Source organism: Enterobacter cloacae complex sp. 6730903, assembly GCF_048283985.1.
Classification (GTDB): Bacteria; Pseudomonadota; Gammaproteobacteria; order Enterobacterales; family Enterobacteriaceae; genus Enterobacter; species Enterobacter hormaechei_C.
On record NZ_JBLVXX010000005.1, the window covers coordinates 105,829 to 131,999 of the forward strand.

The 26,171-nt window shown below is 56.6% G+C and carries 16 protein-coding genes, 2 tRNA genes and 1 pseudogene; 7 read left to right on the forward strand and 12 right to left on the reverse strand.

Annotation, left to right across the window (positions count from 1 at the left end):
- Nucleotides 1–4: 4 nt before the first annotated feature.
- On the reverse strand, nt 5–619 hold the full coding sequence (tdk, locus tag ACNQ0W_RS04120) for a thymidine kinase (RefSeq protein WP_003856726.1): 615 nt from the start codon (nt 617–619) through the stop codon (nt 5–7).
- Between the two features lie 550 nt (nt 620–1,169).
- Here tdk and hns point away from each other — a divergent pair.
- Entirely contained in the window at nt 1,170–1,583 is a 414-nt protein-coding gene (gene hns / locus ACNQ0W_RS04125) for a histone-like nucleoid-structuring protein H-NS (protein ID WP_003856724.1), read from the forward strand.
- Nucleotides 1,584–1,785: 202 nt separating this feature from the next.
- On the opposite strand, the gene galU is transcribed toward hns, so the two are convergent.
- The 3 genes and pseudogenes from galU to rssA form a co-directional block, all read right to left on the reverse strand.
- Complete coding sequence (galU, locus tag ACNQ0W_RS04130; protein ID WP_039270602.1) at nt 1,786–2,691, reverse strand: UTP--glucose-1-phosphate uridylyltransferase GalU; 906 nt, start codon at nt 2,689–2,691, stop codon at nt 1,786–1,788.
- A 199-nt stretch (nt 2,692–2,890) separates the two neighbouring features.
- Complete coding sequence (gene rssB / locus ACNQ0W_RS04135; RefSeq protein WP_003856721.1) at nt 2,891–3,904, reverse strand: two-component system response regulator RssB; 1,014 nt, start codon at nt 3,902–3,904, stop codon at nt 2,891–2,893.
- Nucleotides 3,905–3,993: 89 nt separating this feature from the next.
- Nucleotides 3,994–4,896, reverse strand: a pseudogene (gene rssA, locus ACNQ0W_RS04140) (patatin-like phospholipase RssA).
- Nucleotides 4,897–5,009: 113 nt separating this feature from the next.
- On the opposite strand from rssA, the gene ACNQ0W_RS04145 reads away from it, so the two are divergent.
- The 4 genes from ACNQ0W_RS04145 to ACNQ0W_RS04160 all read left to right on the forward strand — a co-directional run bounded on the left by ACNQ0W_RS04145 (nt 5,010) and on the right by ACNQ0W_RS04160 (nt 6,719).
- Nucleotides 5,010–5,474: a YchJ family protein gene (locus tag ACNQ0W_RS04145; RefSeq protein WP_032673872.1), complete on the forward strand. Its 465-nt coding sequence runs from the start codon at nt 5,010–5,012 to the stop codon at nt 5,472–5,474.
- 41 nt (nt 5,475–5,515) lie between these two features.
- Complete coding sequence (gene purU / locus ACNQ0W_RS04150) at nt 5,516–6,358, forward strand: formyltetrahydrofolate deformylase (RefSeq protein WP_032653833.1); 843 nt, start codon at nt 5,516–5,518, stop codon at nt 6,356–6,358.
- A gap of 157 nt (nt 6,359–6,515) precedes the next feature.
- Nucleotides 6,516–6,600: transfer RNA gene (locus tag ACNQ0W_RS04155), tRNA-Tyr, on the forward strand.
- Nucleotides 6,601–6,634: 34 nt separating this feature from the next.
- A tRNA-Tyr gene (locus ACNQ0W_RS04160) sits at nt 6,635–6,719 on the forward strand.
- A gap of 210 nt (nt 6,720–6,929) precedes the next feature.
- On the opposite strand, the gene narI is transcribed toward ACNQ0W_RS04160, so the two are convergent.
- The 5 genes from narI to ACNQ0W_RS04185 form a co-directional block, all read right to left on the reverse strand.
- Nucleotides 6,930–7,607, reverse strand: coding sequence for a respiratory nitrate reductase subunit gamma (gene narI / locus ACNQ0W_RS04165; RefSeq protein ID WP_047051574.1), 678 nt, complete (start codon nt 7,605–7,607; stop codon nt 6,930–6,932).
- Nucleotides 7,607–8,317 carry a nitrate reductase molybdenum cofactor assembly chaperone gene (narJ, locus tag ACNQ0W_RS04170; RefSeq protein WP_022651366.1) on the reverse strand — a complete coding sequence of 237 codons (711 nt, stop codon included), beginning with the start codon at nt 8,315–8,317 and terminating at the stop codon, nt 7,607–7,609. Before narJ ends, narI begins: the two co-directional genes overlap by 1 nt.
- Nucleotides 8,314–9,849, reverse strand: coding sequence for a nitrate reductase subunit beta (gene narH / locus ACNQ0W_RS04175; protein WP_047051577.1), 1,536 nt, complete (start codon nt 9,847–9,849; stop codon nt 8,314–8,316). Before narH ends, narJ begins: the two co-directional genes overlap by 4 nt.
- On the reverse strand, nt 9,846–13,589 hold the full coding sequence (locus ACNQ0W_RS04180; RefSeq protein WP_032653838.1) for a nitrate reductase subunit alpha: 3,744 nt from the start codon (nt 13,587–13,589) through the stop codon (nt 9,846–9,848). The genes narH and ACNQ0W_RS04180 overlap by 4 nt, the downstream gene beginning before the upstream one ends.
- A 381-nt stretch (nt 13,590–13,970) precedes the next feature.
- Nucleotides 13,971–15,368: a NarK family nitrate/nitrite MFS transporter gene (locus ACNQ0W_RS04185; protein WP_017384245.1), complete on the reverse strand. Its 1,398-nt coding sequence runs from the start codon at nt 15,366–15,368 to the stop codon at nt 13,971–13,973.
- 309 nt (nt 15,369–15,677) lie between these two features.
- On the opposite strand from ACNQ0W_RS04185, the gene narX reads away from it, so the two are divergent.
- Together narX and narL are read left to right on the forward strand one after the other, a co-directional pair.
- Complete coding sequence (gene narX / locus ACNQ0W_RS04190; protein ID WP_033486844.1) at nt 15,678–17,474, forward strand: nitrate/nitrite two-component system sensor histidine kinase NarX; 1,797 nt, start codon at nt 15,678–15,680, stop codon at nt 17,472–17,474.
- Nucleotides 17,467–18,117: a two-component system response regulator NarL gene (gene narL / locus ACNQ0W_RS04195; RefSeq protein ID WP_003856701.1), complete on the forward strand. Its 651-nt coding sequence runs from the start codon at nt 17,467–17,469 to the stop codon at nt 18,115–18,117. The genes narX and narL overlap by 8 nt, the downstream gene beginning before the upstream one ends.
- 1 nt (nt 18,118) lies before the next feature.
- Here narL and ACNQ0W_RS04200 read toward each other — a convergent pair whose 3' ends face one another.
- The 3 genes from ACNQ0W_RS04200 to nirB all read right to left on the reverse strand — a co-directional run bounded on the left by ACNQ0W_RS04200 (nt 18,119) and on the right by nirB (nt 26,169).
- Nucleotides 18,119–19,537 (reverse strand): YchO/YchP family invasin, encoded by a 1,419-nt coding sequence (locus ACNQ0W_RS04200; protein ID WP_062932930.1) that lies wholly within the window; start codon nt 19,535–19,537, stop codon nt 18,119–18,121.
- Nucleotides 19,538–19,708: 171 nt separating this feature from the next.
- Nucleotides 19,709–22,186: a nitrate reductase gene (locus ACNQ0W_RS04205; RefSeq protein WP_062932929.1), complete on the reverse strand. Its 2,478-nt coding sequence runs from the start codon at nt 22,184–22,186 to the stop codon at nt 19,709–19,711.
- The gene (gene nirB / locus ACNQ0W_RS04210; RefSeq protein ID WP_074135704.1) at nt 22,183–26,169 is read right to left on the reverse strand and encodes a nitrite reductase large subunit NirB; all 3,987 of its coding nucleotides are present in this window, start codon (nt 26,167–26,169) and stop codon (nt 22,183–22,185) included. Before nirB ends, ACNQ0W_RS04205 begins: the two co-directional genes overlap by 4 nt.
- Nucleotides 26,170–26,171 lie beyond the last annotated feature (2 nt).

A 26,171-nucleotide genomic window follows, 5' to 3' on the forward strand; every position in this document is an offset into this window, starting at 1 on the left:
CTTATTATTTTCGATTGTCGCCCTGTAACGCCGTCAGCGAGCCTACAGCCAGCGCCTCTTTATAATGCTTGCGGCAGACCGAGACATAACGTTCATTGCCTCCTATCACCACCTGCTCGCCATCAGCATAGGGTTTACCCGACTGGTCCAGGCGAAGAACCATACTTGCCTTGCGGCCACAAAAGCAGATCGTTTTCAGCTCAACCAGCTTATCCGACCAGGCGAGCAGATACTGACTGCCGGCAAATAACTCCCCACGAAAATCGGTACGTAATCCATAGCAAAGAACGGGAATATCCAGCTCATCAACGACCTCTGAAAGCGCATGGACCTGCTCGCGGGTCAGGAACTGGCTTTCATCTACCAGCACGCAATGGACAGGCTTAGAGGCATGCTCGGCACGAATGTCCTCCAGCAGGTCCGTTTCAGGGTTAAACAGCCTTGCAGGCGACGAGAGCCCTATTCTTGAGCTTACCTTCCCTGCCCCAAAGCGATCGTCGATTTCGGCGGTATAAACAACGGTACGCATCCCCCGCTCCTGATAATTGTATGAGGATTGCAGTAACGCCGTCGATTTCCCTGCATTCATTGCCGAATAGTAGAAATAAAGTTGTGCCATTGGCCGAAGAACCCTAATCAATGTGTAATATTCCCGATGGATCATTGTACCATATTTTGTACCGTCATCAGCGGCGCGGTGCACACTCCAGCCTGTCATGCCCCCGTAAACCCTTCGCAAATAGCGCAAAATAATGCGTTAAAACAGGCAGTAATGGCATTAAACACTGACAATAAGGTGAGCCCGCAACCAGAGATAACACTTCTTTTTATAGTGTCTTCTTCGTTCATTAAAATTCACTATTTATTAACTATTCCTGGCTTCGCTGCGCTTACTCGGGGTAATACAAAAGGCTGATATTTATCAACCGCAACTATAATTCCTGAGGTAAAAGTCACAAAACAAACATGCAAATGACGCGTTTTTGCCGTTTGAAACGATATCTCGCAGACCCAACAAACAATGAAATTTAAGTTAGCGTAATTAATAATAGCGTCGTTTATTTTGTATTTTTTGAATTCCTTACATTCCCACCTATTGCACAAGTGAAATTAAGGCTCTATTATTAGGACAACAAACCCACCCCCATTATAAGTTTGAGATTACTACAATGAGCGAAGCACTTAAAATTCTGAACAACATCCGTACTCTTCGTGCGCAGGCAAGAGAATGTACCCTTGAGACGCTTGAAGAAATGCTCGAAAAATTAGAAGTTGTAGTTAACGAACGTCGTGAAGAAGAAAGCGCAGCTGCGGCTGAAATCGAAGAACGTACACGTAAACTGCAACAGTATCGCGAAATGCTGATTGCCGATGGTATCGATCCAAACGAATTGCTGAACAGCATGGCTGCGGCTAAAACCGGTACCAAAGCAAAACGCGCGGCACGTCCTGCTAAATATAGCTACATCGATGAGAACGGCGAAGAGAAAACCTGGACCGGCCAGGGTCGTACTCCTGCTGTAATCAAGAAAGCAATGGACGAACAAGGTAAACAACTGGATGACTTCCTGATCAAGGATTAATCTGGAAAGATTCTGAAAAATCCCGCCCTGTGCGGGATTTTTTATGCCTGTAATATTTGCCCGAACATCTCCTTACATTCTGTCATATTGCGAGGCTTACTATTTAACGTCCTTGACAATCCCCCGCCAATTACAGAGTGACAGGCATAAAAAAACCGGTGGGCAACGCCACACCGGTCTTGTTCACAGGCTGGTGAGTTTATTACTTAATACCCACGCTACCTTTGAGCCAGGTTTTAAATTCTTCACCCAGGCTGTTATGGCGAATACCATATTCGACGAATGCCTGCATATAACCGAGCTTATTCCCGCAGTCATGGCTCTTACCTTTCATATGGTAGGCTTCCACGGTCTCTTTCTCGATCAGCATATCGATAGCATCTGTCAGCTGGATTTCATCGCCCGCACCCGGAGGCGTTTTCGCCAGCAGCGCCCAAATTTCAGCGCTCAGTACGTAACGGCCAACGACAGCAAGGTTAGACGGCGCGACGTCCGCTTTAGGTTTTTCAACCACGCCAACCATCGGTACGCTTTCGCCAGGTTGCAGGTCAACGCCTTTGCAGTCAACCACACCGTAAGCGGTCACGTCGTCGACTGGCTCAACCATAATCTGGCTGCTGCCGGTTTCGTCGAAGCGTTTAATCATTTCCGCCAGGTTTTCCTGGGAAAGATCGGACTCGTACTCATCAAGAATAACGTCAGGCAGAATAACCGCGACCGGCTCATCACCTACTACCGGATGTGCACACAATACTGCGTGTCCCAGGCCTTTCGCCAGGCCCTGACGAACCTGCATAATGGTAACGTGTGGAGGGCAAATAGACTGCACTTCCTCCAGCAGCTGGCGCTTAACGCGTTTTTCCAGCATTGCTTCCAGTTCGAAACTGGTATCGAAATGGTTTTCGATAGAGTTTTTAGATGAATGCGTCACCAGCACAATTTCGGTGATACCTGCTGCAATACATTCATTCACGACATACTGGATTAATGGCTTATCAACCAGAGGCAGCATCTCTTTTGGGATTGCCTTCGTCGCTGGCAACATCCTGGTACCCAATCCCGCCACCGGGATAACGGCCTTTCTGACTTTCGAATTAAGGGCAGCCATTGAAATTCTCCTGAACTGTTCAAGTTTTGAACTTTTATGCATTGAATAACGCGTTGAGTATACCGTCTCAGCCACTAATACGGGTCTGAAAAGAACGCGTTGCCGATCAATTAAGACAAATACGCATGAAACTTGCAGCGATAGTAGCACTGCCAGCAAAAACACAGGTAAAGCAATCTGAAAAATAAAATCTGACTGCTTACTCCGTGGACAACATTAAGCGTAACCGCCCTCCGGCACCCCAAATTTGGCACTGCCAGGAGGTGCAGCGATGGCTAATTTGATTAAGGTAAGTATTTCCCAGCGTACCCAACGGCACGCCATTACTCACCTGAATATGGTGTTCGCCAGTATTCAGTGTGGCATTTAAACCCGCAGATACCAGAATAAGGTTATTCAACCCGCTGTGATAATAGCCAACCAGAAGCGGGAACTGCCCCGGCAAATTGGCCTGGCGAAAAAGTTGGTTGACCTGTTTTAGTAAACTGCCTAACTCAGGAAGTCGTTGCCCCTGATGGGATAATTGTTCCTGTAGCAATCCATTAAACAGCGCCCGGAGTAATAAGGCCGCCAGAACGCCGTTATCTCCCGCTCGGGTAACATCCAGGCAATAAAAAGCGAGGTCGGAATCCGAGAGCGGCGCAATATCCAGCACCAGTCCTGGCTGGTCAGCCGCTACCAGCTGGCGATAATTTACTCTGCAATGAGAGATATTTTGCTGCACCGGCGGCTGAAGTTCCTGAAGCAGCTTCGCGGCCGCGAGCGGATTACTGACTAAAGCATCCCAGTCCTGGAAAAGACGTTCTTCTTCTTCCACCCGGGAATTAAACATATTGGGATACAGGCAGGCCAACACCGTTTCACGCAGTCGGTTCAAATCTTTAACCGGTTTGAGCAGGATATCCTGCACTCCTAAACGCAACGCCTTAGCAATATCCGCCATATTTTCGGTGGCCGAGATCACCAGTATCGGTGTCTGATAACCTTCATTACGCAGGTTTTCCACCAGCATTAATCCGTCCATGCGCGGCATCTCGAGATCGCAGATCATCAGATCCGGCGCCATGCTGGCCATTTTTTCCAGTGCCTCGACGCCATCTTCGGCGAGGGACGTGGTTGCACCCAGTGAGGATAACCACGAATCCAGTAGCGATCGGAAAACGGGCTCGTCTTCTACTATCAAAATATGTTTTCCGGCCAATGGCTGTGTCATGGTTCCTCCCCTGGCTGACAGTTACTCAATAGTGGCATGCTATTGGTACTATCGCCTGTCAGATTTTGCTGAAGTAATCAAAAAAGTGCTCAACGTGCTGTACGCACAAAAGGCAACAGTTCATCTATTTTCTTTTCGACGGCTAACGAGCCCGCTGCTATGGCGGCCTCAGCCCGGTGGAAATCAAGGGTAGAGATTTGTGGACAATAGGGTTGAATAAGAATATCCGGAGGATCGCCAGCCATACGGTTTCGCTTCAGGCGATTCTCAAGAATTTGAATAGAGGTCGTCATGATTTCAATGGCGTTCGGCGCGGTCACCGCGCGACGAGCGGTCAGGCGCCCTATTCTGCCGCGTAAACGCGCATGCCAGGCAAGTTTCTCTTCTTCCGCGTCATCGCTCTGAAGATTAACCGGCATCAAATCTTGCTGCATAAGGTGTGCATCGTGCTGTAAATCCACGGCAATAACGATATCCGCCCCCATGGCGCGCGTCAGAGAGACAGGGACAGGATTCACTACGCCCCCATCAACGAGCCATTAGCCGTTGTGAGGCACAGGCGCCATTAACCCCGGCATGCTACAGGATGCACGAACGGCGAGATGAATATCCCCTTCAGTGAGCCATAACTCCCTGCCCGTACTGAGGTTGGTTGCAACGGCCCCGAAAGGCATTTGGCAGTGGCTGAAGTCAGCGAGGGGCATTATCTTGCGAAACTGATTGAACACGCGTTCGCCGCGCAGCAGGCCGCCACGCTGCCAGGAGAGATCCATCAAGCGCAGCACATCCCAGTAACTGAAGGAGCGCACCCAGCTTTCAAGCTCAGGGAGCTTACCGCAGGCGTACGCGGATCCGACCAGCGACCCGATAGAACATCCTGCGACAATATCAACGTCAATCCCCATCTGGTTTAAGGTATTGATAACGCCAATATGTGACCAACCCCGGGCTGCACCTGAGCCCAACGCCAGTCCAATTTTTACCTTTCTCATTAGCCCTGTTTTACTTCCCCTGGATTCCCGACATAGCGTCAACGCACCTGCTCAGTTAACATATTGCTACCTTAAGCGTTTAACGCCTTATTTTTTGTTCCAGGAAGAGAATCGTGTCTCAACTCTGCCCCTGTGGTAGCGCTCTGGAGTATAGCCTATGTTGCCAGCGATATCTTTCTGGCGAGCAGGTTGCACCAGACCCGTCACACCTTATGCGCTCGCGGTATACTGCTTTTGTGATCAAAAACGCAGACTACCTGATTAAAACCTGGCATCCATCCTGCCATGCTGCCGATTTTCGGCAAGAGATTGAAGCCGGATTTGCCAACACCGTCTGGCTGGGCCTCACCGTCTTTGAAGCCGCTCCCGGCCGCGATGCCAACGAGGGCTATGTCAGTTTTGTCGCCCGCTTTAGCGAACAAAACAAACCCGGTGCCATCATTGAACGCTCACGGTTCTTAAAGGAGAGCGGGCAATGGTATTATATTGACGGCACACGTCCGCAATTCGGTCGTAACGATCCCTGCCCCTGTGGTTCAGGAAAAAAATTTAAAAAGTGTTGCGGCAGTAATGCCTGACAACTCAGACTTCGCAAATACATAAACAGGATTTCCCGGCGATGCAATCATTACAACGTAAAGTTCTGCGCACTATCTGTCCCGATCAAAAAGGGCTGATCGCACGAATTACCAACATTTGCTACAAGCATGAACTGAATATCGTGCAGAACAACGAGTTCGTTGACCACCGTACCGGTCGCTTCTTTATGCGTACCGAACTGGAAGGCATTTTCAACGACACAACCCTGCTTGCCGATCTGGACAGCGCCCTGCCGGAAGGCTCGGTGCGCGAGCTGAACCCGGCGGGCCGTCGCCGCATTGTCATTCTGGTCACCAAAGAGGCACACTGCCTGGGCGATCTGCTGATGAAAGCCAACTACGGTGGCCTGGACGTCGAAATTGCCGCCGTCATTGGCAACCACGAGACGCTGCGTACGCTGGTTGAACGTTTTGACATTCCGTTTGAACTGGTCAGTCACGAAGGCCATACCCGTGAAGAGCACGACAACCTGATGTCTGCTGCGATTGAAGCGCATAACCCGGACTACGTGGTGCTGGCGAAATATATGCGCGTGCTGACGCCATCCTTCGTGGCGCGTTTCCCGAACAAGATTATCAACATCCACCACTCCTTCCTGCCAGCCTTTATTGGCGCGCGTCCGTATCACCAGGCATACGAGCGTGGGGTGAAGATCATTGGCGCAACCGCGCACTACGTGAATGACAATCTGGACGAAGGTCCAATCATCATGCAGGACGTGATTCACGTGGATCACACCTACACGGCAGAAGATATGATGCGTGCTGGTCGTGACGTTGAGAAGAACGTACTGAGCCGTGCGCTGTATCAGGTACTTGCCCAGCGCGTCTTTGTGTACGGCAACAGAACGATTATTCTTTAATCCTTCGGAAAATGAATTGATTAGCTTTACGCCTTTACGGATAAAAAGCAGGCAAACAGCTTCATTTCCCTAAAGGAATGCTTTACAGGGGCGTCTCATTTGATATGATGCGCCCCGCTTCCAACAGGAAGCAGGCCAGTTAAAAGCATTACCCCGTGGTGGGGTTCCCGAGCGGCCAAAGGGAGCAGACTGTAAATCTGCCGTCATCGACTTCGAAGGTTCGAATCCTTCCCCCACCACCATCTCCAGCTTTACCTCAAAATATGAATTACCCCTGGTGGGGTTCCCGAGCGGCCAAAGGGAGCAGACTGTAAATCTGCCGTCATCGACTTCGAAGGTTCGAATCCTTCCCCCACCACCATCACTCCCAGATTCTTTAGCACTCTCCAAAAGCACAATGCCCCATGGTTCTCCCATGCTGGGAAGGATAAGAAGCTTCGACCAAGGTTCGATTCGAGCATAGTGAATTCTGTAGGCCGGGTAAGGCGCAGCCGCCACCCGGCATCCGCACGCCCCCTGGATCGGGGACAAAAAAAACCCCGCAAATGCGGGGTTGTATTAATACAGCGAATCAGCGACGAGCACGCACAATCTGATATTTGCGCGTCAGGTACTCCACCGGCGCACTCCAGATGTGCACCAGGCGAGAGAACGGGAACAGCACAAACAGGGTCATACCCAGCACCAGGTGAACGCGGAAGATGAACGCCACGCCGTCCAGATGCTCAGAAGCGCCTCCGCGGAAGGTCACGACAGACTGCGCCCATCCAACCAGCTTCATCATCTCGCTGCCGTCCATATGCTGCGCAGAGAATGGAATGGTCAGCAGACCAAGCGCACACTGCACCATCAGCAGGGAGAGGATCAGGATGTCCGCTCCGGTCGTGGTAGCCCGCACGCGTGGGCTGAACAGACGGCGTTTCAGCAGCAACAGACCACCCACCAGGGTCATCACGCCACAGGCGCCGCCGGCAATCATCGCCATCTTCTGCTTCACGTCAATCGGCAGCCACGCTTCGTACATCCAGTGCGGGGTCAGCATCCCCAGGAAGTGACCGGCGAAAATCCCCAAAATCCCGATGTGGAACAGGTTTGACGCCAGGTTCATCCCTTTACGATCCAGCATCTGGCTGGAGGCAGCACGCCAGGTGTACTGGCCATAGTCATAACGCAGCCAGCTTCCCACCAGGAACACGGTGCCCGCGATATACGGGTAAATGTCAAAGAAGAACATATTCAGGAAGTGCATTAGTGCTGTCCTCCGTTAGAGATATTCAAATATTGCGGAGCCACCGCTCCGGCAAAACGACGCTGATGCGCGGAGATTTCAGATTCGCCACAGCTCTGGTCAGCAAAGAATTTCACTTGCTCCTCTTCCCAGACGGCATCCAGTGCTTGTGGGGTATCGTCACGGGCTTCATCCGCGATTTTTTCCGCCACTTTTTGACTGTCAACCGAGGCGTTAGCCAGTTTCACCAGCAGATCGAACAGGACTGCATAGCTGCTCTCACGTTGCTGGAGACGCGCGCCGAGCAACGCCAGAATGGGAGCAATGTCCTGTAACCCGCCCAGCGCTTCCTCTTTCGGCAACTGTGCCAGATATTCCAGATACAGCGGCAGGTGATCCGGCAGCTCGCGGCTGTCGAGTTGCAAACCGTGCTGCTCGTACTGGGCCATCAGATCCACCATCGCCTGACCACGGTCGCGGGATTCACCGTGAACGTGTTCGAACAGCAGCAGAGACGTTGCACGGCCGCGATCAAACAGCTGGCTGTAGTCCGCCTGCGCATCAAGAAGATCGCGCGCCAGCAGGTCGCGGAGGAAAACGCCCAGCTTCTGGGCATCCTCTTTATCCAGGTTTTCAGATGACGCGAGTGCATCAAAGAGTTCCTGTTGATGCTGCACAAGCGCAGCATCAGGGTACTCGAGCAGACGCGAAACAATGACGAGTTCAATCATTGGTGCGGCTCCGTTTTGCTGGTCACATCCATCGCGTCAATGCGGCGGCTGTTGAACAGGTTGAATTTGCTGTCTGACCCGTGGCAACCGTCGCCAAAGGTAAAGCCACACCCACTTTTCTCCGGGAAGGCCTCGCGAGCCAGTTCACGGTGGCTGCTCGGCACCACGAAACGATCTTCGTAGTTAGCGATTGCCAGATAGCGGTACATCTCCTGCGCCTGCGCTTCGGTCAGACCAACCTCTTCCAGCGCGCGGGTATCGTTAACGCCGTCAACGGTTTCCGCACGTTTGAAGTGACGCATCGCCAGCATACGTTTCAGCGCCAGCAGTACCGGCTGGGTATCCCCAGCGGTGAGCAGGTTGGCCAGATACTGAACCGGGATGCGCAGGCTTTCCACATCCGGCAGAATGCCGTTGCTGCCAAGTTCACCCGCGTCCGCCGCAGACTGAATCGGAGACAGCGGCGGCACGTACCAGACCATCGGCAGCGTGCGGTATTCCGGGTGCAGCGGCAGGGCCAGCTTCCAGTCCATCGCCATCTTGTACACCGGAGACTGCTGTGCGGCGTCAATCACGCTCTGCGGAATACCGTCTTTCAGCGCCTGCTCGATAACCTTCGGATCGTTCGGATCGAGGAAGACGTCCAGCTGACGCTGATACAGATCTTTCTCGTGCTCGGTGCTGGCGGCATTTTCAATCGCGTCCGCGTCGTACAGCAGCACGCCGAGGTAGCGGATACGACCTACGCAGCTCTCTGAGCAGACGGTCGGCATACCGGCTTCGATACGCGGATAGCAGAAGATGCACTTCTCAGACTTACCGCTCTTCCAGTTGAAGTAGATTTTTTTGTACGGGCAGCCGGTGATGCACATACGCCAGCCGCGGCACTTGTCCTGGTCGATCAGCACAATGCCATCTTCTTCACGCTTGTAGATGGCGCCGCTTGGGCAGGTCGCCACGCACGCCGGGTTAAGGCAGTGTTCGCACAGGCGCGGCAGATACATCATGAAGGTGTTTTCGAACTGGCCGTACATCGCCTTCTGCATGTTCTCGAAGTTCTGGTCTTTGGCGCGTTTTTCGAATTCGCCGCCCAGAATTTCTTCCCAGTTTGGACCGCTGGTAATTTTGTCCATGCGCTGACCGGTGATCAGCGAGCGAGGACGGGCGATCGGCTGGTGTTTGCTTTCCGGCGCGTTGTGCAGGTTCTGATAGTCGTAATCAAACGGCTCGTAGTAATCATCAATGCCCGGCAGATGCGGGTTAGCGAAGATTTTACCCAGCAGCATGGCACGGTTACCCATGCGCGGTTGCAGTTTGCCGTTGATTTTACGGATCCAGCCGCCCTTCCACTTCTCCTGGTTTTCCCAGTCGGTCGGGAAGCCAGTGCCCGGCTTGCTTTCCACGTTGTTGAACCAGGCGTACTCCATACCTTCACGGCTGGTCCAGACGTTTTTACAGGTGACTGAGCAGGTATGACAGCCGATGCATTTATCCAGATTCAGCACCATGCCGACTTGTGAACGAATTTTCATTTTACGCTCTCCTGTACCTGGTCATTACCTTCACCATCTAACCAGTTAATATTCTTCATCTTACGTACCACCACGAACTCATCGCGGTTCGATCCTACGGTGCCGTAGTAGTTAAAGCCGTAGGCCAGCTGGGCATAACCACCGATCATGTGGGTCGGCTTCGGCGTAATACGGGTCACGGAGTTGTGAATGCCGCCGCGCTGCTCGGTGATCTCAGACCCCGGCAGGTTAACGATACGTTCCTGCGCGTGGTACATCATGGTCATCCCGGCAGGTACACGCTGGCTCACCACCGCACGTGCCGTCAGGGCGCCGTTGCTGTTGAACACTTCGATCCAGTCGTTATCTTCGATACCCAGATCTTTGGCGTCCGCTTCGCTCATCCAGACAATCGGACCACCGCGCGACAGCGTCAGCATCAGCAGGTTGTCGCTATAGGTGGAGTGGATACCCCACTTCTGGTGCGGCGTCAGGAAGTTCAGCGCCTTCTCAGGGTTACCGTTCGATTTCGCGCCCATCACCGCTTTCACGGAGCGGGTATCGATTGGCGGACGGTAAACCAGCAGGCTTTCACCGAAGTCACGCATCCACTGGTGATCCTGATAGAGCGACTGACGGCCAGAAAGCGTGCGCCATGGGATCAGCTCGTGAACGTTGGTGTATCCGGCGTTATAGGACACGTGTTCATCTTCAAGGCCTGACCAGGTCGGGCTGGAGATGATTTTGCGCGGCTGGGCCTGAATATCGCGGAAGCGGATTTTCTCTTCCTCTTTATTCTTCGCCAGGTGCGTGTGGTCACGACCGGTAAACTCGCTCAGGGCCGCCCACGCTTTCACCGCCACGTGGCCGTTGGTTTCCGGGGCCAGGGTCAGGATCATCTCTGCCGCATCAATTGCCGTGTTCAGCATCGGCTGGCCTTTCGCCGGGCCGTCTGCTTTGGTGTAATTGAGCTTGCGCAGCAGATCCATTTCGCTCTGGGTGTTCCAGGCGATGCCTTTACCGCCGTTACCGATCTTCTCCATCAGCGGGCCGATAGAGGTAAAGCGTTCGTAGGTTGCCGGGTAATCGCGTTCAACCGGAATAATGTGCGGCGCGGTCACGCCCGGGATCAGGTCGCACTCGCCTTTTTTCCAGTCCTTCACGTCCAGCGGCTGCGCCAGTTCGGCAGCGGAGTCGTGCTGGATGGGCAGCGTCACCACGTCGGTCTCTTTGCCCAGGTGCCCTACACAGACTTCGGAGAATTTCTTCGCGATGTCTTTGTAGATTTCCCAGTCGCTTTTTGATTCCCATGCCGGGTCAACGGCCGCAGATAGCGGATGAATAAACGGATGCATATCCGACGTATTCATGTCGTCTTTTTCGTACCAGGTGGCAGTAGGCAGCACGATGTCGGAGTACAGGCAGGTACTGGACAGACGGAAGTCCAGCGTTACCACCAGATCCAGCTTGCCGTCCAGACCGTTGTCTTTCCACTCCACCTCTTCCGGCTTCACGCCGCCCTGCTTGCCGAGATCTTTACCCTGAATACCGTTTTCGGTACCGAGCAGGTATTTCAGCATGTACTCGTGACCTTTACCGGACGAACCCAGCAGGTTAGAGCGCCAGATAAACAGGTTACGCGGATGGTTTTTACCGTTCTCCGGCTGTTCTGCCGCGAAGCGGATTGAGCCGTCTTTAAGGGATTTAACGGTGTAGTCCACCGGCGACATGCCCGCTTGCTTCGCCGCTTCCGCAATGCGCAGCGGGTTCGTGCCCAGCTGCGGCGCAGACGGCAGCCAGCCCATACGCTCAGCGCGGACGTTGAAGTCAATCAGGTGGCCGCTGTAGCGGGATTTATCCGCCATCGGCGACAGCAGCTCCTGGGCGGTGACCGTCTCGTAGCGCCACTGGCTGGAGTGGTTATAGAAGTAGGAGGTGCTGTTCATGTGACGAGCCGGACGCTGCCAGTCAAGAGCAAACGCCAGCGGTTGCCAGCCGGTCTGCGGACGCAGTTTTTCCTGGCCCACGTAGTGCGCCCAGCCGCCGCCGCTCTGCCCGACGCAGCCGCAGAAGATCAGCATGTTGATCAGGCCGCGATAGTTCATATCGAGGTGATACCAGTGGTTCAGACCGGCACCGACGATGATCATGGAGCGACCGTGGGTTTTGTCGGCGTTTTCCGCAAATTCGCGGGCGATACGGGTGATCTGGGCGCGTGGCACACCGGTGATCTGCTCCGCCCAGGCTGGGGTATAAGCCTTCACGTCGTCATAGCTGGTCGCGCAGTTTTCGTCGTTCAGGCCGCGCTCCAGACCGTAGTTCGCCATGGTCAGATCGTAGACGGTAGTGACCAGAGCAGTAGAACCGTCCGCCAGTTGCAGGCGCTTCACCGGCAGCTTGTGCATCAGAACGTTTTGCAACTCAACCTTGTTGAAGTGCTCGGAACCTTCACCACCAAAGTACGGGAAGCCGACATCGGCGATCTCATCCTGGCTGCCCAGCATGCTGAGACGCAGCTCCGTCTCTTCACCCGTGGTGCCGTTACGCTGCTCCAGGTTCCATTTGCCTTTTTCGCCCCAGCGGAAGCCGATAGAACCGTTTGGCGCCACCAGCTCGCCGTTGCTGTTGCAGGCGACCGTTTTCCACTCCGGGTTGTTTTCCTGACCCAGCGCATCCACCAGATCCGCGGCACGCAGCATACGGCCTGCGGCGTAATAGCCGTCACGCTCTTCGAGCATCACCAGCATTGGCATGTCGGTATAGCGACGCACGTAATCGGTGAAATACTGGCTTGGCTTGTCGAGGTGGAATTCACGCAGCATGACGTGGCCCATCGCCAGCGCCATTGCGGCATCGGTACCCTGTTTCGGCGCCAGCCACAGGTCGCACAGTTTGGCGATTTCGGCGTAGTCCGGGGTCACGGCGACGGTTTTGGTCCCTTTGTAACGTACTTCGGTAAAGAAGTGCGCATCCGGGGTACGGGTCTGCGGAACGTTAGAGCCCCAGGCGATGATGTAGCTGGAGTTGTACCAGTCAGCGGACTCCGGCACGTCGGTCTGCTCGCCCCAGGTCTGAGGCGACGCTGGCGGCAGGTCGCAGTACCAGTCATAGAAGCTCAGGCAGGTACCACCGATGAGTGACAGGTAGCGCGCGCCGGAGGCGTAAGAGACCATCGACATCGCCGGGATTGGCGAGAAGCCTGCCACACGGTCAGGACCGTAGGTTTTCACTGTGTAGACGTTGGAAGCCGCAATCAGCTCGTTCACCTCTTTCCAGGAAGAACGAACGAAACCACCGCGACCACGCGCCTGCTTGAAGCTTTTCGCTTTGTCGGCATCTTCAATGATGGAGGCCCAGGCATCAACCGGATCGCTGTGCTGCGCTTTCGCTTCACGCCACATTTTCATCAGGCGTTTACGCATCAGCGGGTATTTCAGACGGTTGGCGCTGTAGAGATACCAGGAGTAGCTGGCCCCACGCGGGCAGCCGCGCGGTTCGTGGTTCGGCATATCCGGACGGGTACGCGGATAGTCGGTCTGCTGCATTTCCCAGGTCACCAGACCGTTTTTAACGAAAATCTTCCAGCTACATGAGCCAGTGCAGTTTACGCCGTGGGTAGAACGGACAACTTTGTCATGCTGCCAGCGTTGACGGTAACCGTCTTCCCAGTCCCGGTTGGTATCCAGAACCTGGCCGTGCCCATCGGCAAAAGTTTCACCCTTCTGTTTGAAGTAGCGAAACCGGTCCAAAAATTTGCTCATCGGGTATCTCCTGTGTGGAGCCTGTGGCTCTCTAAATCGACATTGCTGATTTGCAGCGAAGGTAACGCTATGAAAGATGGTGAGAATTGATAACGATCAAGACGAAGGGGGACTCTGAAGGGGGGTATTAGATCAAATACCACCAAAGCGGTAGCCGTAAATGTTTTTTAACTTTATGATTTATATAGATATATTTTATTTATCGTACAATAGTCGAGGCAAAATTTAACATCTTAGGTATTAAGGGGTAGACACACCTGTAAAGCGATGGCGATCACAGCGTTACCTGCGTGTGACCACGGGTAACGTCTATAGTATGTTGTAACTATTCAGTGTTTAAAAAAAGCGCGGCACTCAGGCCGCGCAAACGGATAATCAAGCTTACTTGTTTTTCTTGGTATTACGGCCATATACCAGCCACGTGATGACCACGCAGGCGATATAGAAAACGAGGAATACCTTCATCGCACCCGCCGGAGAGCCGGTCAGATCCAGTGAGATACCGAACGCTTTTGGAATAAAGAAGCCGCCAATCGCGCCAATCGCAGAGATAAACCCAAGCGCCGCAGCGGTATCGGTGGCGGCTTCACGCATTGCCTGCTCGTCGCTCCCACCCTGCGCTTTCACGCGGTCCATGGTCAGCTTGCGGAAGATGACAGAGATCATCTGGAAAGTAGACGCACTGCCCAGCCCGGCGGTCAGGAACAGCACCATGAAGACGCCGAAGAAGGCAAAGAAGTTACCCCCCTCACCACCCGCAGGCAGCGTCAGGAACAGCAGCGCACAGAAGATGGCCATCACAACAAAGTTCACCAGCGTAACGCGCGTTCCGCCCAGACGGTCGGAGATCATCCCGCCCAGCGAACGTGCCAGCGCGCCAATAAACGGACCGAAGAAGGCAAACTGAAGGATCTGCACGTCCGGGAACTGGGTTTTAGACAGCATGGCAAAGCCTGCGGAGAAACCGATGAACGAGCCGAAGGTTGCCAGATACAGCAGCGCCATCACCCACAGGTGGCCACGCTTCAGCACCGGCAGCTGCTCGCTCAGTGACGCTTTGGACGCGGACAGATCGTTCATGAAGAACCACGCCGCCAGGGTAAAGACCACCAGGAACGGTACCCAAATCCAGGAGGCGTTTTGCAGGAACAGCACGGAACCGTCGGGCTGCGTCACACCGCCGCCGCCAAAGGCCGCAAAGATGGAGACAGAGATCGCCAGCGGGGCAATCAGCTGCATCACGCTCACGCCCATGTTACCCAGGCCGCCGTTAATGCCCAGCGCACCGCCCTGCTTCGCTTTCGGGAAGAAGAAGCTGATGTTTGCCATACTGGACGCAAAGTTCGCCCCCGCAAAACCGCACAGCAGAGAGATAATCACGAACACGCTAAACGGTGTGGAGGTATCCTGCACCGCAAAACCGAGCCACACGCACGGTACGATCATGATCCCGGTACTGAAAGCCGTCCAGCGACGACCACCAAAGACCGGCACCATAAACGCATAAGGAACGCGCAGCAGTGCGCCTGAAAGCGACGGCAACGCAGTCAACATAAACAGCTGATCGGTGGTAAAGGTAAAGCCCACTTTTGGCAGGTTAACCGCAACCGCACTGAACAACATCCAGACGCAAAACGCCAGTAACAGACATGGAACGGAAATCCACAGATTACGACTTGCTACACGGTGGCCGCGCTGTTGCCAGAACGCCGGATCCTCTGGACGCCAGTCTGTAATAACGGCACCAGTTTCCCTTTCGGGAGCGGAAGAGTGACTCATAGACACCTCTGATTCTCGAATGATGCTGCAAACATTAGGGCTTTAGGGCGGCGGTAAGTTGATATAAATCAAAGGAAAAGTGGGAGGTTTTGCGGCGAAAAAAAAGCCATCACTCTTAATGAGTAGGTGCAAAACGTAAAAAAGGTGTGGTTTTTCACGGTGCTGACGCATCCCTGCTTCGTCCACCCACTAACCGTTACCCCTCTGGCAATTTAGAGGTAATCCTTTATTGGTATGGGTATACTCCAGGGTATGCACCAGAATAGCGCCATTCCTGCAATCAGGACACGTCAGGAGCCCGGCAACTCTATGTTAAAAAGATGTTTATCTCCGCTGACGCTGGTTAACCAGCTGGCGCTTATTGTTCTGCTGTCCACCGCTATCGGCGTGACCGGCATGGCTATTTCTGGCTGGCTGGTACAGGGTGTACAGGGTAACGCGCATGCCATCAACGAGGCAGGCTCGCTACGTATGCAGAGTTACCGGCTGCTGGCGTCGGTGCCGCTGACGCAGGCTGACCAGCCGCTTATCGACGAAATGGAGCGTACCGCATTCAGCCCTGAACTGGAAAGAGCCGCCATCCGTGACGGTCAGCAATCTCAGCTTAAGGCGCTTCAGGGCTACTGGCATACCCAGCTGGAGCCAGGATTAAAGCGGGCGGAAGACCGGGAAACGGTCGCCCGGGATGTCGCCGGGTTTGTATCACGCATCGATCATCTTGTCTCCTCATTCGATCGCACCACGGAGTTACGCATTGACCGTGTGGTGATGGTTCACCGCGCAATGGCGCTGTTTATGGGTTTGCTGTTGATTTTCACGGTTATCTGGCTGCGCGCGCGGTTGCTAAACCCCTGGAAACAGCTCCTGGCGATGGCCCGCGCCGTCACACAGCGCGATTTTACCCAGCGCACGCACATCAGCGGGCGCAACGAAATGGCGATGCTCGGCGAGGCGCTCAACACCATGTCGGCAGAGTTATCAGAAAGCTACGCGGTACTGGAACAACGCGTCCAGGAGAAAACCGCCGGGCTTGAGCAAAAAAACGAGATCCTCTCTTTCCTCTGGCAGGCGAACCGTCGCCTGCATATGCAGGTCCCGCTTTGCGAACGTCTCTCGCCGGTACTGAACGGCCTGCAAAATCTGACTCTGCTCCGCGATCTTGAGCTTCGGGTTTACGACGTTGAAGATGAGGAAAACCATCAGGAATTTACCTGTCAGTCGGACATCTCCTGCGACGATAAAGGGTGTCATCTGTGCCCGCGCGGCTTGCCGCCGCTTACCACCAGCGGCACGACCCTCAAGTGGCGGCTGATGGACAGCCATACCCAGTACGGTATTTTGTTGGCCACCCTGCCCGCCGGACGTCACCTGAGCCACGACCAGCAGCAGCTGGTCGATACGCTTGTTGAGCAGCTCACGGCCACGCTGGCGCTCGACCGCCACCAGGAGAAACAGCAGCAGCTGATCGTGATGGAGGAGCGTGCCACCATCGCCCGCGAGCTGCACGACTCCATCGCCCAGTCCCTCTCCTGCATGAAGATGCAGGTGAGCTGCCTGCAAATGCAGGACGAAGGCATGCCCGAGAGCAGCAAACAGCTGCTCAGCCAGATCCGCAACGAGCTTAACACCTCGTGGGTTCAGCTTCGCGAGCTGCTGACCACCTTCCGTTTGCAGCTCACCGAGCCGGGGCTGCGCCCTGCGCTGGAGTCCAGCTGTCAGGAGTTTAGTGCCCGGCTGGGCTTCCCGGTGAAACTGGATTACCAGTTGCCACCGCGTTTTGTGCCCTCTCACCAGGCGATCCATTTGCTGCAAATTGCCCGTGAAGCCCTGAGCAATGTGCTCAAGCATGCCGAGGCGACGGCCGTTACGGTCACCGTCAGTTGCCAGGATAATCAGGTGAAGCTCAGGGTTCAGGATAACGGCCGCGGCGTGCCGGAAAATGCCGAACGAACGAACCATTATGGTTTAATTATCATGCGAGACCGCGCGCAAAGCCTGCGCGGTGATTGCCAGGTTCGCCGGGGAGAGTCAGGTGGCACCGAAGTAGTGGTCACCTTTATACCCGAAAAGCCCCTCATAACTGCTCAAGGAGAAAACCATGACTAATCAGGAACCGGCATCTATCCTGTTGATTGACGATCATCCGATGCTGCGCACTGGCGTTAAACAGCTTGTCAGCATGGCGCCAGATATCACCGTCGTCGGGGAAGCCAGCAACGGCGAACAGGGTATTGAACTTGCCGAATCGCTCGATCCTGATTTGATCTTGCTCGATCTCAACATGCCGGGCATGAATGGCCTGGAAACCCTCGACAAGCTGCGGGAGAAATCCCTCTCTGGCCGGGTGGTGGTCTTCAGCGTCTCAAACCATGAAGAAGACGTGGTCACCGCGCTTAAGCGAGGGGCAGACGGCTATCTGCTGAAAGATATGGAGCCGGAAGATCTGCTCAAGGCGCTGCAACAGGCTGCCGCAGGCGAGATGGTGCTGAGTGAAGCGTTAACGCCGGTACTGGCCGCCAGCCTGCGTGCGAACCGCGCCACGTCTGACCGCGACGTCAGTCAGTTGACCCCGCGCGAGCGTGACATTCTGAAGCTAATTGCCCAGGGGCTGCCGAACAAAATGATCGCCCGCCGTCTGGACATCACCGAGAGCACGGTCAAAGTGCATGTCAAACACATGCTGAAAAAAATGAAGTTAAAATCCCGCGTCGAAGCCGCCGTCTGGGTGCATCAGGAGCGCATTTTTTAACTTACTCATCCGGCAGCAACTTCCACCGTGGATCGTCGGCAGGCATTGCGACGAGCGGTTGCACCACGGAAAGCGTGATCTCATTGGAGGAGACACGCTGCCCATCCTTATCTTCCACCACGGCCGTAAGCCGCCATGCGTTTTTCGCCCCTTCCGAATCATCCCATGCAGGCATGATCACACTCCAGCCATCGCTGCTGTTGCCGTTTGCCGGTGAGGTCAGGCTGAGCGCCTGGGTATCACCCAGCCAGTGGATCTGCCGGATACCGTGCTTGCTGCGAATTTGCAGCTTAAGCATCACCGTTTCGCCTGGCTTAAGATCCCACGGCGGCGTAGCAAGATATACCGAGAGGGTTTTGCGCTGACGAAATTCCATCACGGGCAGATTATCGCGCTCAGGTGAATCATAGCGGCTGCCCCGCAGCGAGCGCGTCGCCGCCACCTCCCCGGCGGAAAGCTGTTTCGCCAGCGGCACGCCAAAACGATAGTTGAGCTTCAGCCCGAGGTTATTCTGGCTAACGCCGCTCTCCCCCTGCTTATGGGCAGCCGTCAGGGTAACCAGCGGAACGGGGGTATAGTTCAGCCCCAGGTTGACCGCAACCGGGTTGTGATACCCCGTACCGCTGTTGAACAGATCGACGTTATCGCCAAAATACTGTTCAAAGCTGACGCTGGTGTTCAGGTGATGAAACCAGGGAAGCCAGGCTTTGGCCGTTACGTCGTATCCGCGCGCCATGCGCTGCTCGCGGATGTCGGAACGCGGCTGCCAGCCAGCGAACGGCTGGTAGTAATTGGCCGACAGGCGCAGGTTTTCACCCCACGCCTCTGCGCCCAGCCCGGCACGTTGCAGGTTGTCTTCCAGCAGGTTGTCGTAAAAGGTGTTGTAGCCCAGCAGCCAGTTTCCGGCAACCCAGCGCTGCCCGATCCCGACGTTACTCACCAGCCCGTCTGTCTGCTGCGTCAGACCAAGCTGGCTCCAGCTCAGATAACGGGTGTTGTCGTTCCAGGGGATAAACCAGCTTCCGCTGCTGCCGTTAAAGTTGCCGTCGTCATCCACCAGCACATTGACGTTGGCGTTTCCCCAGGGTGAAAGCCAGGATTCAATCTGCTCGTTGACTTCCCCGCTGACGGCATCCCGCACCTTGCCAAACGCGAACTGTCGCGCCTGCTGCCCGGCCGTCAGGCCGTTATCGGTCATACTGGCTTCACCGAAGGCCTTTGCCATTTCAGCCAGATGCTTTTCGCCTTCGCTGGTCGGTTGCGCCATACCGAGGTCCGGCAGACTATCGCCGTTGTTATCAAACGGATTTTGCGCCTGCTGCACGAAGGATTTCGGCGCACCATGAACGGCTCCAGCCGTAAAAAGGGGGAGTAACAGCAAAAAACGGATGCGGGACGATACAGCCTTCAACGTCGTCAATCAGAACCTGTGTTTATGAACAAACACTTATTATGTTAACGCCATAAACCCTGAAAACCAGTCTTAACAGAAATTTCAGGAATATCCTGAAAAGCGCTGTCGGGTGGCGGCTTCCCCTTACCCGACCTACAAATTCGTACCGGTGCGAAGCCGCCACCCGACGCCCTTACACTATCCCAACAGCCCTTTCAGCTCCGGCACGCAGGAGCCGCAGTTCGTACCGCAACGCAGCTTCACGCCCAGCGCTGCGGCAGAATCACAGCCTCCGGCTATCGCCTTACGTATCGTATTTTCACCCACGCTGAAGCAGCTACAGATAATTCGCCCGTGATCGGCATCTTCGCCCGGCCGTTGTCCGTGCAGCAGTGCATGGCGTTCAGCGAGTTGTACGGGCGCAGCAGCAAAGGCTTCTTCAATAAACGCATGCGCCAGCGCTGGCAGCGTATGGCCCTCCCAGTAGCCCAGCATCAGCTCGCCGTGATGCCAGGCGAGCACGCTGCTGCGTTCTCCCGTCTGTGCCACCTGTAACTGCCAGCCCCGACCGCTGGCGTACGCCATGACCCACGACAGCAACGGCTGCTCCCCCGCCACCGTCAGACGTGAGGCTTTACGCCACCAGCAGACCGACGGCGGCAGCGCTGGCAACTCGCGGGCATACAGTTCCCCCTGCCAGGCCGGTAGCCAGGGCAGAATCCTCACCGCGGTTTGTTTACTCTCCGGCTGGCCGGAACCGGCATCAACCCGCCCTTCTACCAGCGCATTGACCTTACCCTGCCGGGCAAATTGCGCGTTCCAGTGCATCGGCGCAAACAGCTCGCCCGCACGCTGCGCGGTGGAGATACGTACTCTGGCAACCATCACTCCGCGCGGGGAGCTTACCCGCGCCAGCTGGCCGTCAGTCAGCCCGGCGCGCGCCGCATCGGTTGCGTTCATCTCAACAAAAGGCTCATCGATATGCTGCATCAGGCGCGGAACATACCCCGTGCGCGTCATGGTGTGCCACTGATCGCGGATCCGCCCGGTGTTCAGTATCAAGGGGTACAATTCGTCGACGCTGGCCCCATGCGGGGACGGGTCAACCGGAACAAGCGTTCGTTGCGGGAAATCACCGGCATGCCACTGATACGGCGCCAGCGCGTCCCACGCCTCTCGCGTCAGCGACGCCAGTTCGCGCAGGTTTAGCGCCCGTTGGCCGTTATTTTCAAACGCCGTCAGCGCCGCATGTTCACAAAATATCTCCTGAGGGTGTTCCCAGGCGAAGGCATCGCCATAACCGAGCTGGTCTGCGATCCGGGCGATGATCCACCAGTCCGGTCTGGCCTCGCCCGGCGCAGGCATAAAGGCGCGCTGGCGGGAGATACGGCGTTCAGAATTGGTCACCGTGCCGTTTTTCTCGCCCCAGCCCAGAGCGGGAAAACGGATATGGGCAAACCGGCTGGTGTCCGTCTCCTGCATCACTTCAGATACCATGACCAGCGGGCAGGCCGCCAGAGCCTGGCACACCGCGTGGCTGTCGGGAAGTGACACGGCAGGGTTGGTGCCCATGATCCACACCGCCTTCACCTCGCCGCGGGCAATGGCGTCAAACAGTTCCACCGCCATCAGGCCCGGGGTCTGCGCCAGCCGTTCCGTTCCCCAGAAACGCGCCACGCGCGAAAGATCGTCCGGCTCGAAGTTCATGTGCGCCGCCAGCTGGTTCGCCAGCCCGCCCACTTCCCGCCCGCCCATGGCATTTGGCTGTCCGGTCAGCGAAAACGGGCCGCAGCCAGGACGGTTGAACTTCCCGCTGGCAAGATGCACGTTAATGATGGCGTTGCACTTGTCGCTGCCGCTGGAGGACTGGTTGATCCCCATGGTGTAGAGCGTGATCGCGCGTGGCGCGGTGACAAACCAGTCGTAGAAGGTGCCAATCTCGTCTGAAGGCAGATCGCAAAACGCCGCCACGCGAGGGATCGGCCACTCGCCGCGCCCCTGGATCAGATTGAGCAACCCCACAAACAGCCCGGCGTCGCTGCCGGGTCTGAGCGCGAGGTGGAGATCGGCGATATCACAGGTGGCGGTTTTACGCGGATCGATCACGACCACTTTCATCTGCGGATTGTTGTGTTTTGCCTGCACCAGCCGCTGATACAGCACCGGATGCGTCCAGGCCGCGTTCGAGCCAACGAGTACCACCAGATCGCTGTTTTCCACGTCCTCGTAGCTGCACGGCACCACGTCTTCACCGAAGGCGCGTTTGTAGCCCACCACCGCCGATGACATGCACAGCCGCGAGTTGGTATCAATGTTCGCCGCCCCGATAAAGCCTTTCATCAGCTTGTTGGCGGCATAGTAATCCTCTGTCAACAGCTGGCCGGAGGCATAAAACGCCACCGCCTGCGGCCCCCATTCGTTGATGATGTTCCGCAGCCGCTCGCCCGCTTCGCCCAGCGCCTGCGGCCATGCCACCTCCCGGCCATCGACAACCGGGCGCAGCAGGCGTCCCTGTAGCCCCGTGGTTTCCCCAAGGGCAGATCCTTTTACGCACAGACGACCGAAATTCGCCGGATGAGTTTCATCCCCCCGAATGCTCACCTTTTCACCGTCTGGGCTGGCGACCACGCCGCAGCCCACCCCGCAGTAAGGGCACGTTGTCCGGGTTTCCGTCATGAGGCCTCCGCACGCATCACCAGCTCTTCATTTCCAACCCACACCTTGCCGTTTTCAATTTTTACCGGCCAGGCACGCACCGCAGGCGCCCCGCTCTCAGCCTGACACCCGTCGCGCAGACGAATACGTTGCTTGTAGAGCGGCGAGATCACCACCGGTTCCCCCGCCGCATCGCCGAGGATGCCGCGTGAAAGCACGTTCGCGCGGCTGCCCGGCTCCCGATCGTCGAGGGCATAAACGGTGTTGCCAAAGCGGAACAGCGCAATCGGTTTGCGCCCAAGATGCGCGCCAATGCCCGCCTGCTCCGGGATCTCGTCGATATTGCAAATTTCCTGCCAGCGCTTGTTCTCCTCCCCGGCGGGGACGTTCACCGCGGTGCGGAACAGCGCCAGGCGGTCAGGATCGTTAAGGGTGGTTTGCCATTCGCACTGGTAGGTCTCCACCACCCGGGCCATCTCCTGCTCCAGCTCGTGGACGATCCCCAGGCTGTCGTTGAGGATCACCTCGCGCAGATAGTCGAGGCCGCCTTCCAGGTTATCCATCCAGGTACTGGTGCGTTGCAGACGATCTGCCGTGCGAATGTAGAACATCAGGAAACGGTCAACGGTGCGGATCAGCGTTTCGTCGTCCAGATCGCTGGCGAAGAGATCCGCGTGGCGCGGCTTCATCCCGCCGTTGCCGCACAGATAGAGGTTCCAGCCTTTGTCCGTGGCAATCACCCCCACGTCTTTGCTCTGCGCCTCTGCGCACTCACGGGTACAGCCGGAGACCGCCATTTTGATTTTGTGCGGCGCGCGCAGGCCCTTGTAGCGGTGTTCCAGCCTGACCGCGAGGCCGGTGGAATCCTGCACGCCGTAGCGGCACCAGGTCGACCCGACGCAGGATTTCACCGTGCGCAGGGATTTCCCGTAAGCATGTCCGGTCTCAAACCCGGCCTCCACCAGCGCCTGCCAGATTTCCGGCAACTGTTCTAGCGTGGCGCCAAACAGGTCAATACGCTGCCCGCCGGTAATTTTGCTGTAAAGGCTATAGCGTTTCGCGATCTGGCCGATGGCGATCAGCCCGTCGGCGGTCACTTCACCCGCAGGCATCCGCGGGACGATGGAGTAGGTTCCGTCTTTCTGAATATTGGCGAAATAGCGGTCGTTGGTGTCCTGCAACGGCAGATGTGCCGGTTTCAGCAGATACTCGTTCCAGCAGGATGCCAATACCGATCCCACCAGCGGTTTACAGATCTCGCACCCGTGCCCCTGACCGTAGCGGCTGATAAGCTGGTCGAAGGTGCGGATATGGTTGACGCGCACCAGGTGGTAAATCTCCTGACGCGAGTACGGGAAGTGTTCGCAGATATCCTTTTTCACCTCCACGCCCTGCGCCGCAAGCTGGTACTCCATCACCTGCTTCACCAGCGCGCTACAGCCTCCGCAGCCGGTCGCGGCTTTGGTGCACTGCTTAATGGCGCCGATATCCGTCGCACCCGCGCTTACCGCCTGGCAGATATCCCCTTTGCTGACGTTATGACACGAACAGATCTGCGCGCTTTCCGGCAGCACCGCCACGCCCAGCGCTTTCGGCGCGCTGCCTGACGACGCGGGTAAGATCAGCGTTTCCGGCTCTTTTGGCAGGCTGATGCCGTTGAGCATCATCTGCACCAGCGTGGCGTATTCGCTGGCATCGCCCACCAGCACGCCACCCAGCAGGGTTTTGCTGTCGTGGCTGACCACAATTTTTTTGTAGATTTGCTGCGGCCCGTGCGTCCACTGGTAGCTCAGCGCCCCCGGCGTGCGCCCGTGGGCATCGCCAAACGACGCCACATCCACCCCCAGCAACTTGAGTTTGGTACTCATATCCGCGCCGGTGAAGCGCTTCGCCTCACCCGCCAGCACAGCGGCGGCCACACGCGCCATCTGGTAGCCCGGTGCCACCAGGCCAAAGATTTTCCCCTCCCACAGCGCGCATTCCCCGATGGCAAGCACGTCCTGATCGGAAGTCCGGCAGCCGTCGTCAATGCAGATCCCGCCGCGCTCGCCGACAGCCAGCCCGCTGCTGCGCGCCAGCGCGTCCTGCGGCCGAATACCGGCAGAGAAGACCACCATGTCCGTTCCCAGCTGTTCACCATCGGCAAAACGCAGCACCAGCCCGTCGTCTGCGGTGGCAATCTCCGTCGTCGATTTACTGGTGTGTACTCCTACGCCCAGCGCCTCAATTTTCTTGCGCAGCATTGCCGCGCCGTCGCTGTCGAGCTGCACCGCCATCAGGTTCGGCGCAAACTCCACCACGTGAGTTTCCAGCCCGAGCTGCTTAAGCGCATTCGCCGCCTCCAGCCCCAGCAGGCCGCCGCCAATCACCACACCGCGGCGAGAGCCTGCCGCATGGGCCGCAATGTTGTCCAGATCGTCAAGGGTGCGGTAGACAAAACACCCCGGCAGATCGTTGCCCGGAACGGGCGGTACGAACGGGTACGAGCCGGTCGCCAGCACCAGCTTGTCCCAGTGAGTCTCATGGCCACTGGCGGTACGCACTACGTGTGCATCACGATCGATAGCGACGATCTGCTGCGAGAGGCGCAGCTCAATGCCGTTATCGGCAAAGAACTCCCCCGCCACCAGCGAGAGCGAGTCCGCGCTGCGTCCGCCAAAATATTCCGACAGATGCACGCGGTCATAGGCGGCATAGCGCTCTTCGCCAAAAACAATAATCTGATACTGCTGATGCAAATTGCGGTTAACGCAGTCTTCGAGGAAATGATGGCCGACCATACCGTGCCCAACCACCACCAGAGTAGGTTTTGTCATAGCGTTCTGTCCTGCAACCTGCGGTTGCGTTGTGAAACGATCGAACAGCCAGTCCGCGTGGGCGGGCGCAGCCGTTGCCAGTAAATCGGTAAAGGTTGCCGCACTGCGGCAGTCACCCAGCAGCAGCACGCCAGCCAGCGCCCCCTGATGGATCAGTAAACGTCGATAGTGACGGGTCAGCGGATCCCATGAACTCCAGACCACATCGTCCGCCTGCGCCGTCGCGCGTCCAAGGCTGAACAGCTCCACGCCGGTCACCTTAAGGCGCACGCCGTTGTCGGTCAGGGTAAACGGCGCGGTGACCTCCCCGGCCAGCCGCGCGGCAAGAATATCCGCCTGCGCCAGACAGGGGGCGACCAGACCAAACGTCTGGCCGTCAATTTCGCAGCACTCGCCGATGGCGTAGATATCCGGCACGGAGGTTTGCATCTGCTGATCCACCACGATGCCGCGCGCGCAGCGAATGCCGCTGGCTTTTGCCAGCGCAACGTTGGGCTGCACGCCCGTGGCCAGCACTACGCGCGTGGCGGCGATGCGGCGTCCGTCGAGCAACGTCACGGCATCGTCAGCGATGGCGGTGATGCCGGAGGCGAGTTCACAGCTAACGCCCCGCGCCGCCAGCGCCTCTTCCAGCAACAGCCCTGCCTGCTGATCCAGCTGCTGTTCCATCAGCCACGGACCGCGATGCACGAGCGTGACGTTGTCACCGTGTCGCGCCAGCGCTGCCGCGTCCTCCACGCCGAGTACGCCGCCGCCCAGCACTACCGCCGGTCCGGAGATATTCTGGATGGCGCGGGTCTCTGCCAGGGTGCGAAAGGTAAACACATGCGGCGCATCGCCGCCGGGGATCGGCGGCACTACAGGGGTAGACCCGGTGGCAAACACCAGCGCATCCCAGCCCAGCGTGCGAGCAGAGGTATGCACTTCACGCGCGTTGACGTCTACTGCGAGCGCCTTTTCTCCTCGCAGCACCGTCACGCCTCGAGCCGTGTACCAGTCTTCATCGTGCAGACAGATGTGCTCCGCCTGCTTTTCGCCACCCAGCACCGGTGAAAGCTGGATGCGGTTGTACGCCTGCTCAGGCTCGTCACCGATGACGGTGATAGCGAAACGACCGGGAACACGCCCGGTGAGCGACGCAATCAGCCGGGTTGCCGCCATACCATTACCGATAATGACCAGTCGCATCG

Bases quoted from the DNA above. Each gene is read 5' to 3' on its own strand.
- tdk (WP_003856726.1), bottom strand. From the start codon at position 619: ATGGCACAACTTTATTTCTACTATTCGGCAATGAATGCAGGGAAATCG.
- hns (WP_003856724.1), top strand. From the start codon at position 1,170: ATGAGCGAAGCACTTAAAATTCTGAACAACATCCGTACTCTTCGTGCG.
- galU (WP_039270602.1), bottom strand. From the start codon at position 2,691: ATGGCTGCCCTTAATTCGAAAGTCAGAAAGGCCGTTATCCCGGTGGCG.
- rssB (WP_003856721.1), bottom strand. From the start codon at position 3,904: ATGACACAGCCATTGGCCGGAAAACATATTTTGATAGTAGAAGACGAG.
- purU (WP_032653833.1), top strand. From the start codon at position 5,516: ATGCAATCATTACAACGTAAAGTTCTGCGCACTATCTGTCCCGATCAA.
- narI (WP_047051574.1), bottom strand. From the start codon at position 7,607: ATGCACTTCCTGAATATGTTCTTCTTTGACATTTACCCGTATATCGCG.
- narJ (WP_022651366.1), bottom strand. From the start codon at position 8,317: ATGATTGAACTCGTCATTGTTTCGCGTCTGCTCGAGTACCCTGATGCT.
- narH (WP_047051577.1), bottom strand. From the start codon at position 9,849: ATGAAAATTCGTTCACAAGTCGGCATGGTGCTGAATCTGGATAAATGC.
- ACNQ0W_RS04180 (WP_032653838.1), bottom strand. From the start codon at position 13,589: ATGAGCAAATTTTTGGACCGGTTTCGCTACTTCAAACAGAAGGGTGAA.
- ACNQ0W_RS04185 (WP_017384245.1), bottom strand. From the start codon at position 15,368: ATGAGTCACTCTTCCGCTCCCGAAAGGGAAACTGGTGCCGTTATTACA.
- narX (WP_033486844.1), top strand. From the start codon at position 15,678: ATGTTAAAAAGATGTTTATCTCCGCTGACGCTGGTTAACCAGCTGGCG.
- narL (WP_003856701.1), top strand. From the start codon at position 17,467: ATGACTAATCAGGAACCGGCATCTATCCTGTTGATTGACGATCATCCG.
- ACNQ0W_RS04205 (WP_062932929.1), bottom strand. From the start codon at position 22,186: ATGACGGAAACCCGGACAACGTGCCCTTACTGCGGGGTGGGCTGCGGC.
- nirB (WP_074135704.1), bottom strand. From the start codon at position 26,169: ATGCGACTGGTCATTATCGGTAATGGTATGGCGGCAACCCGGCTGATT.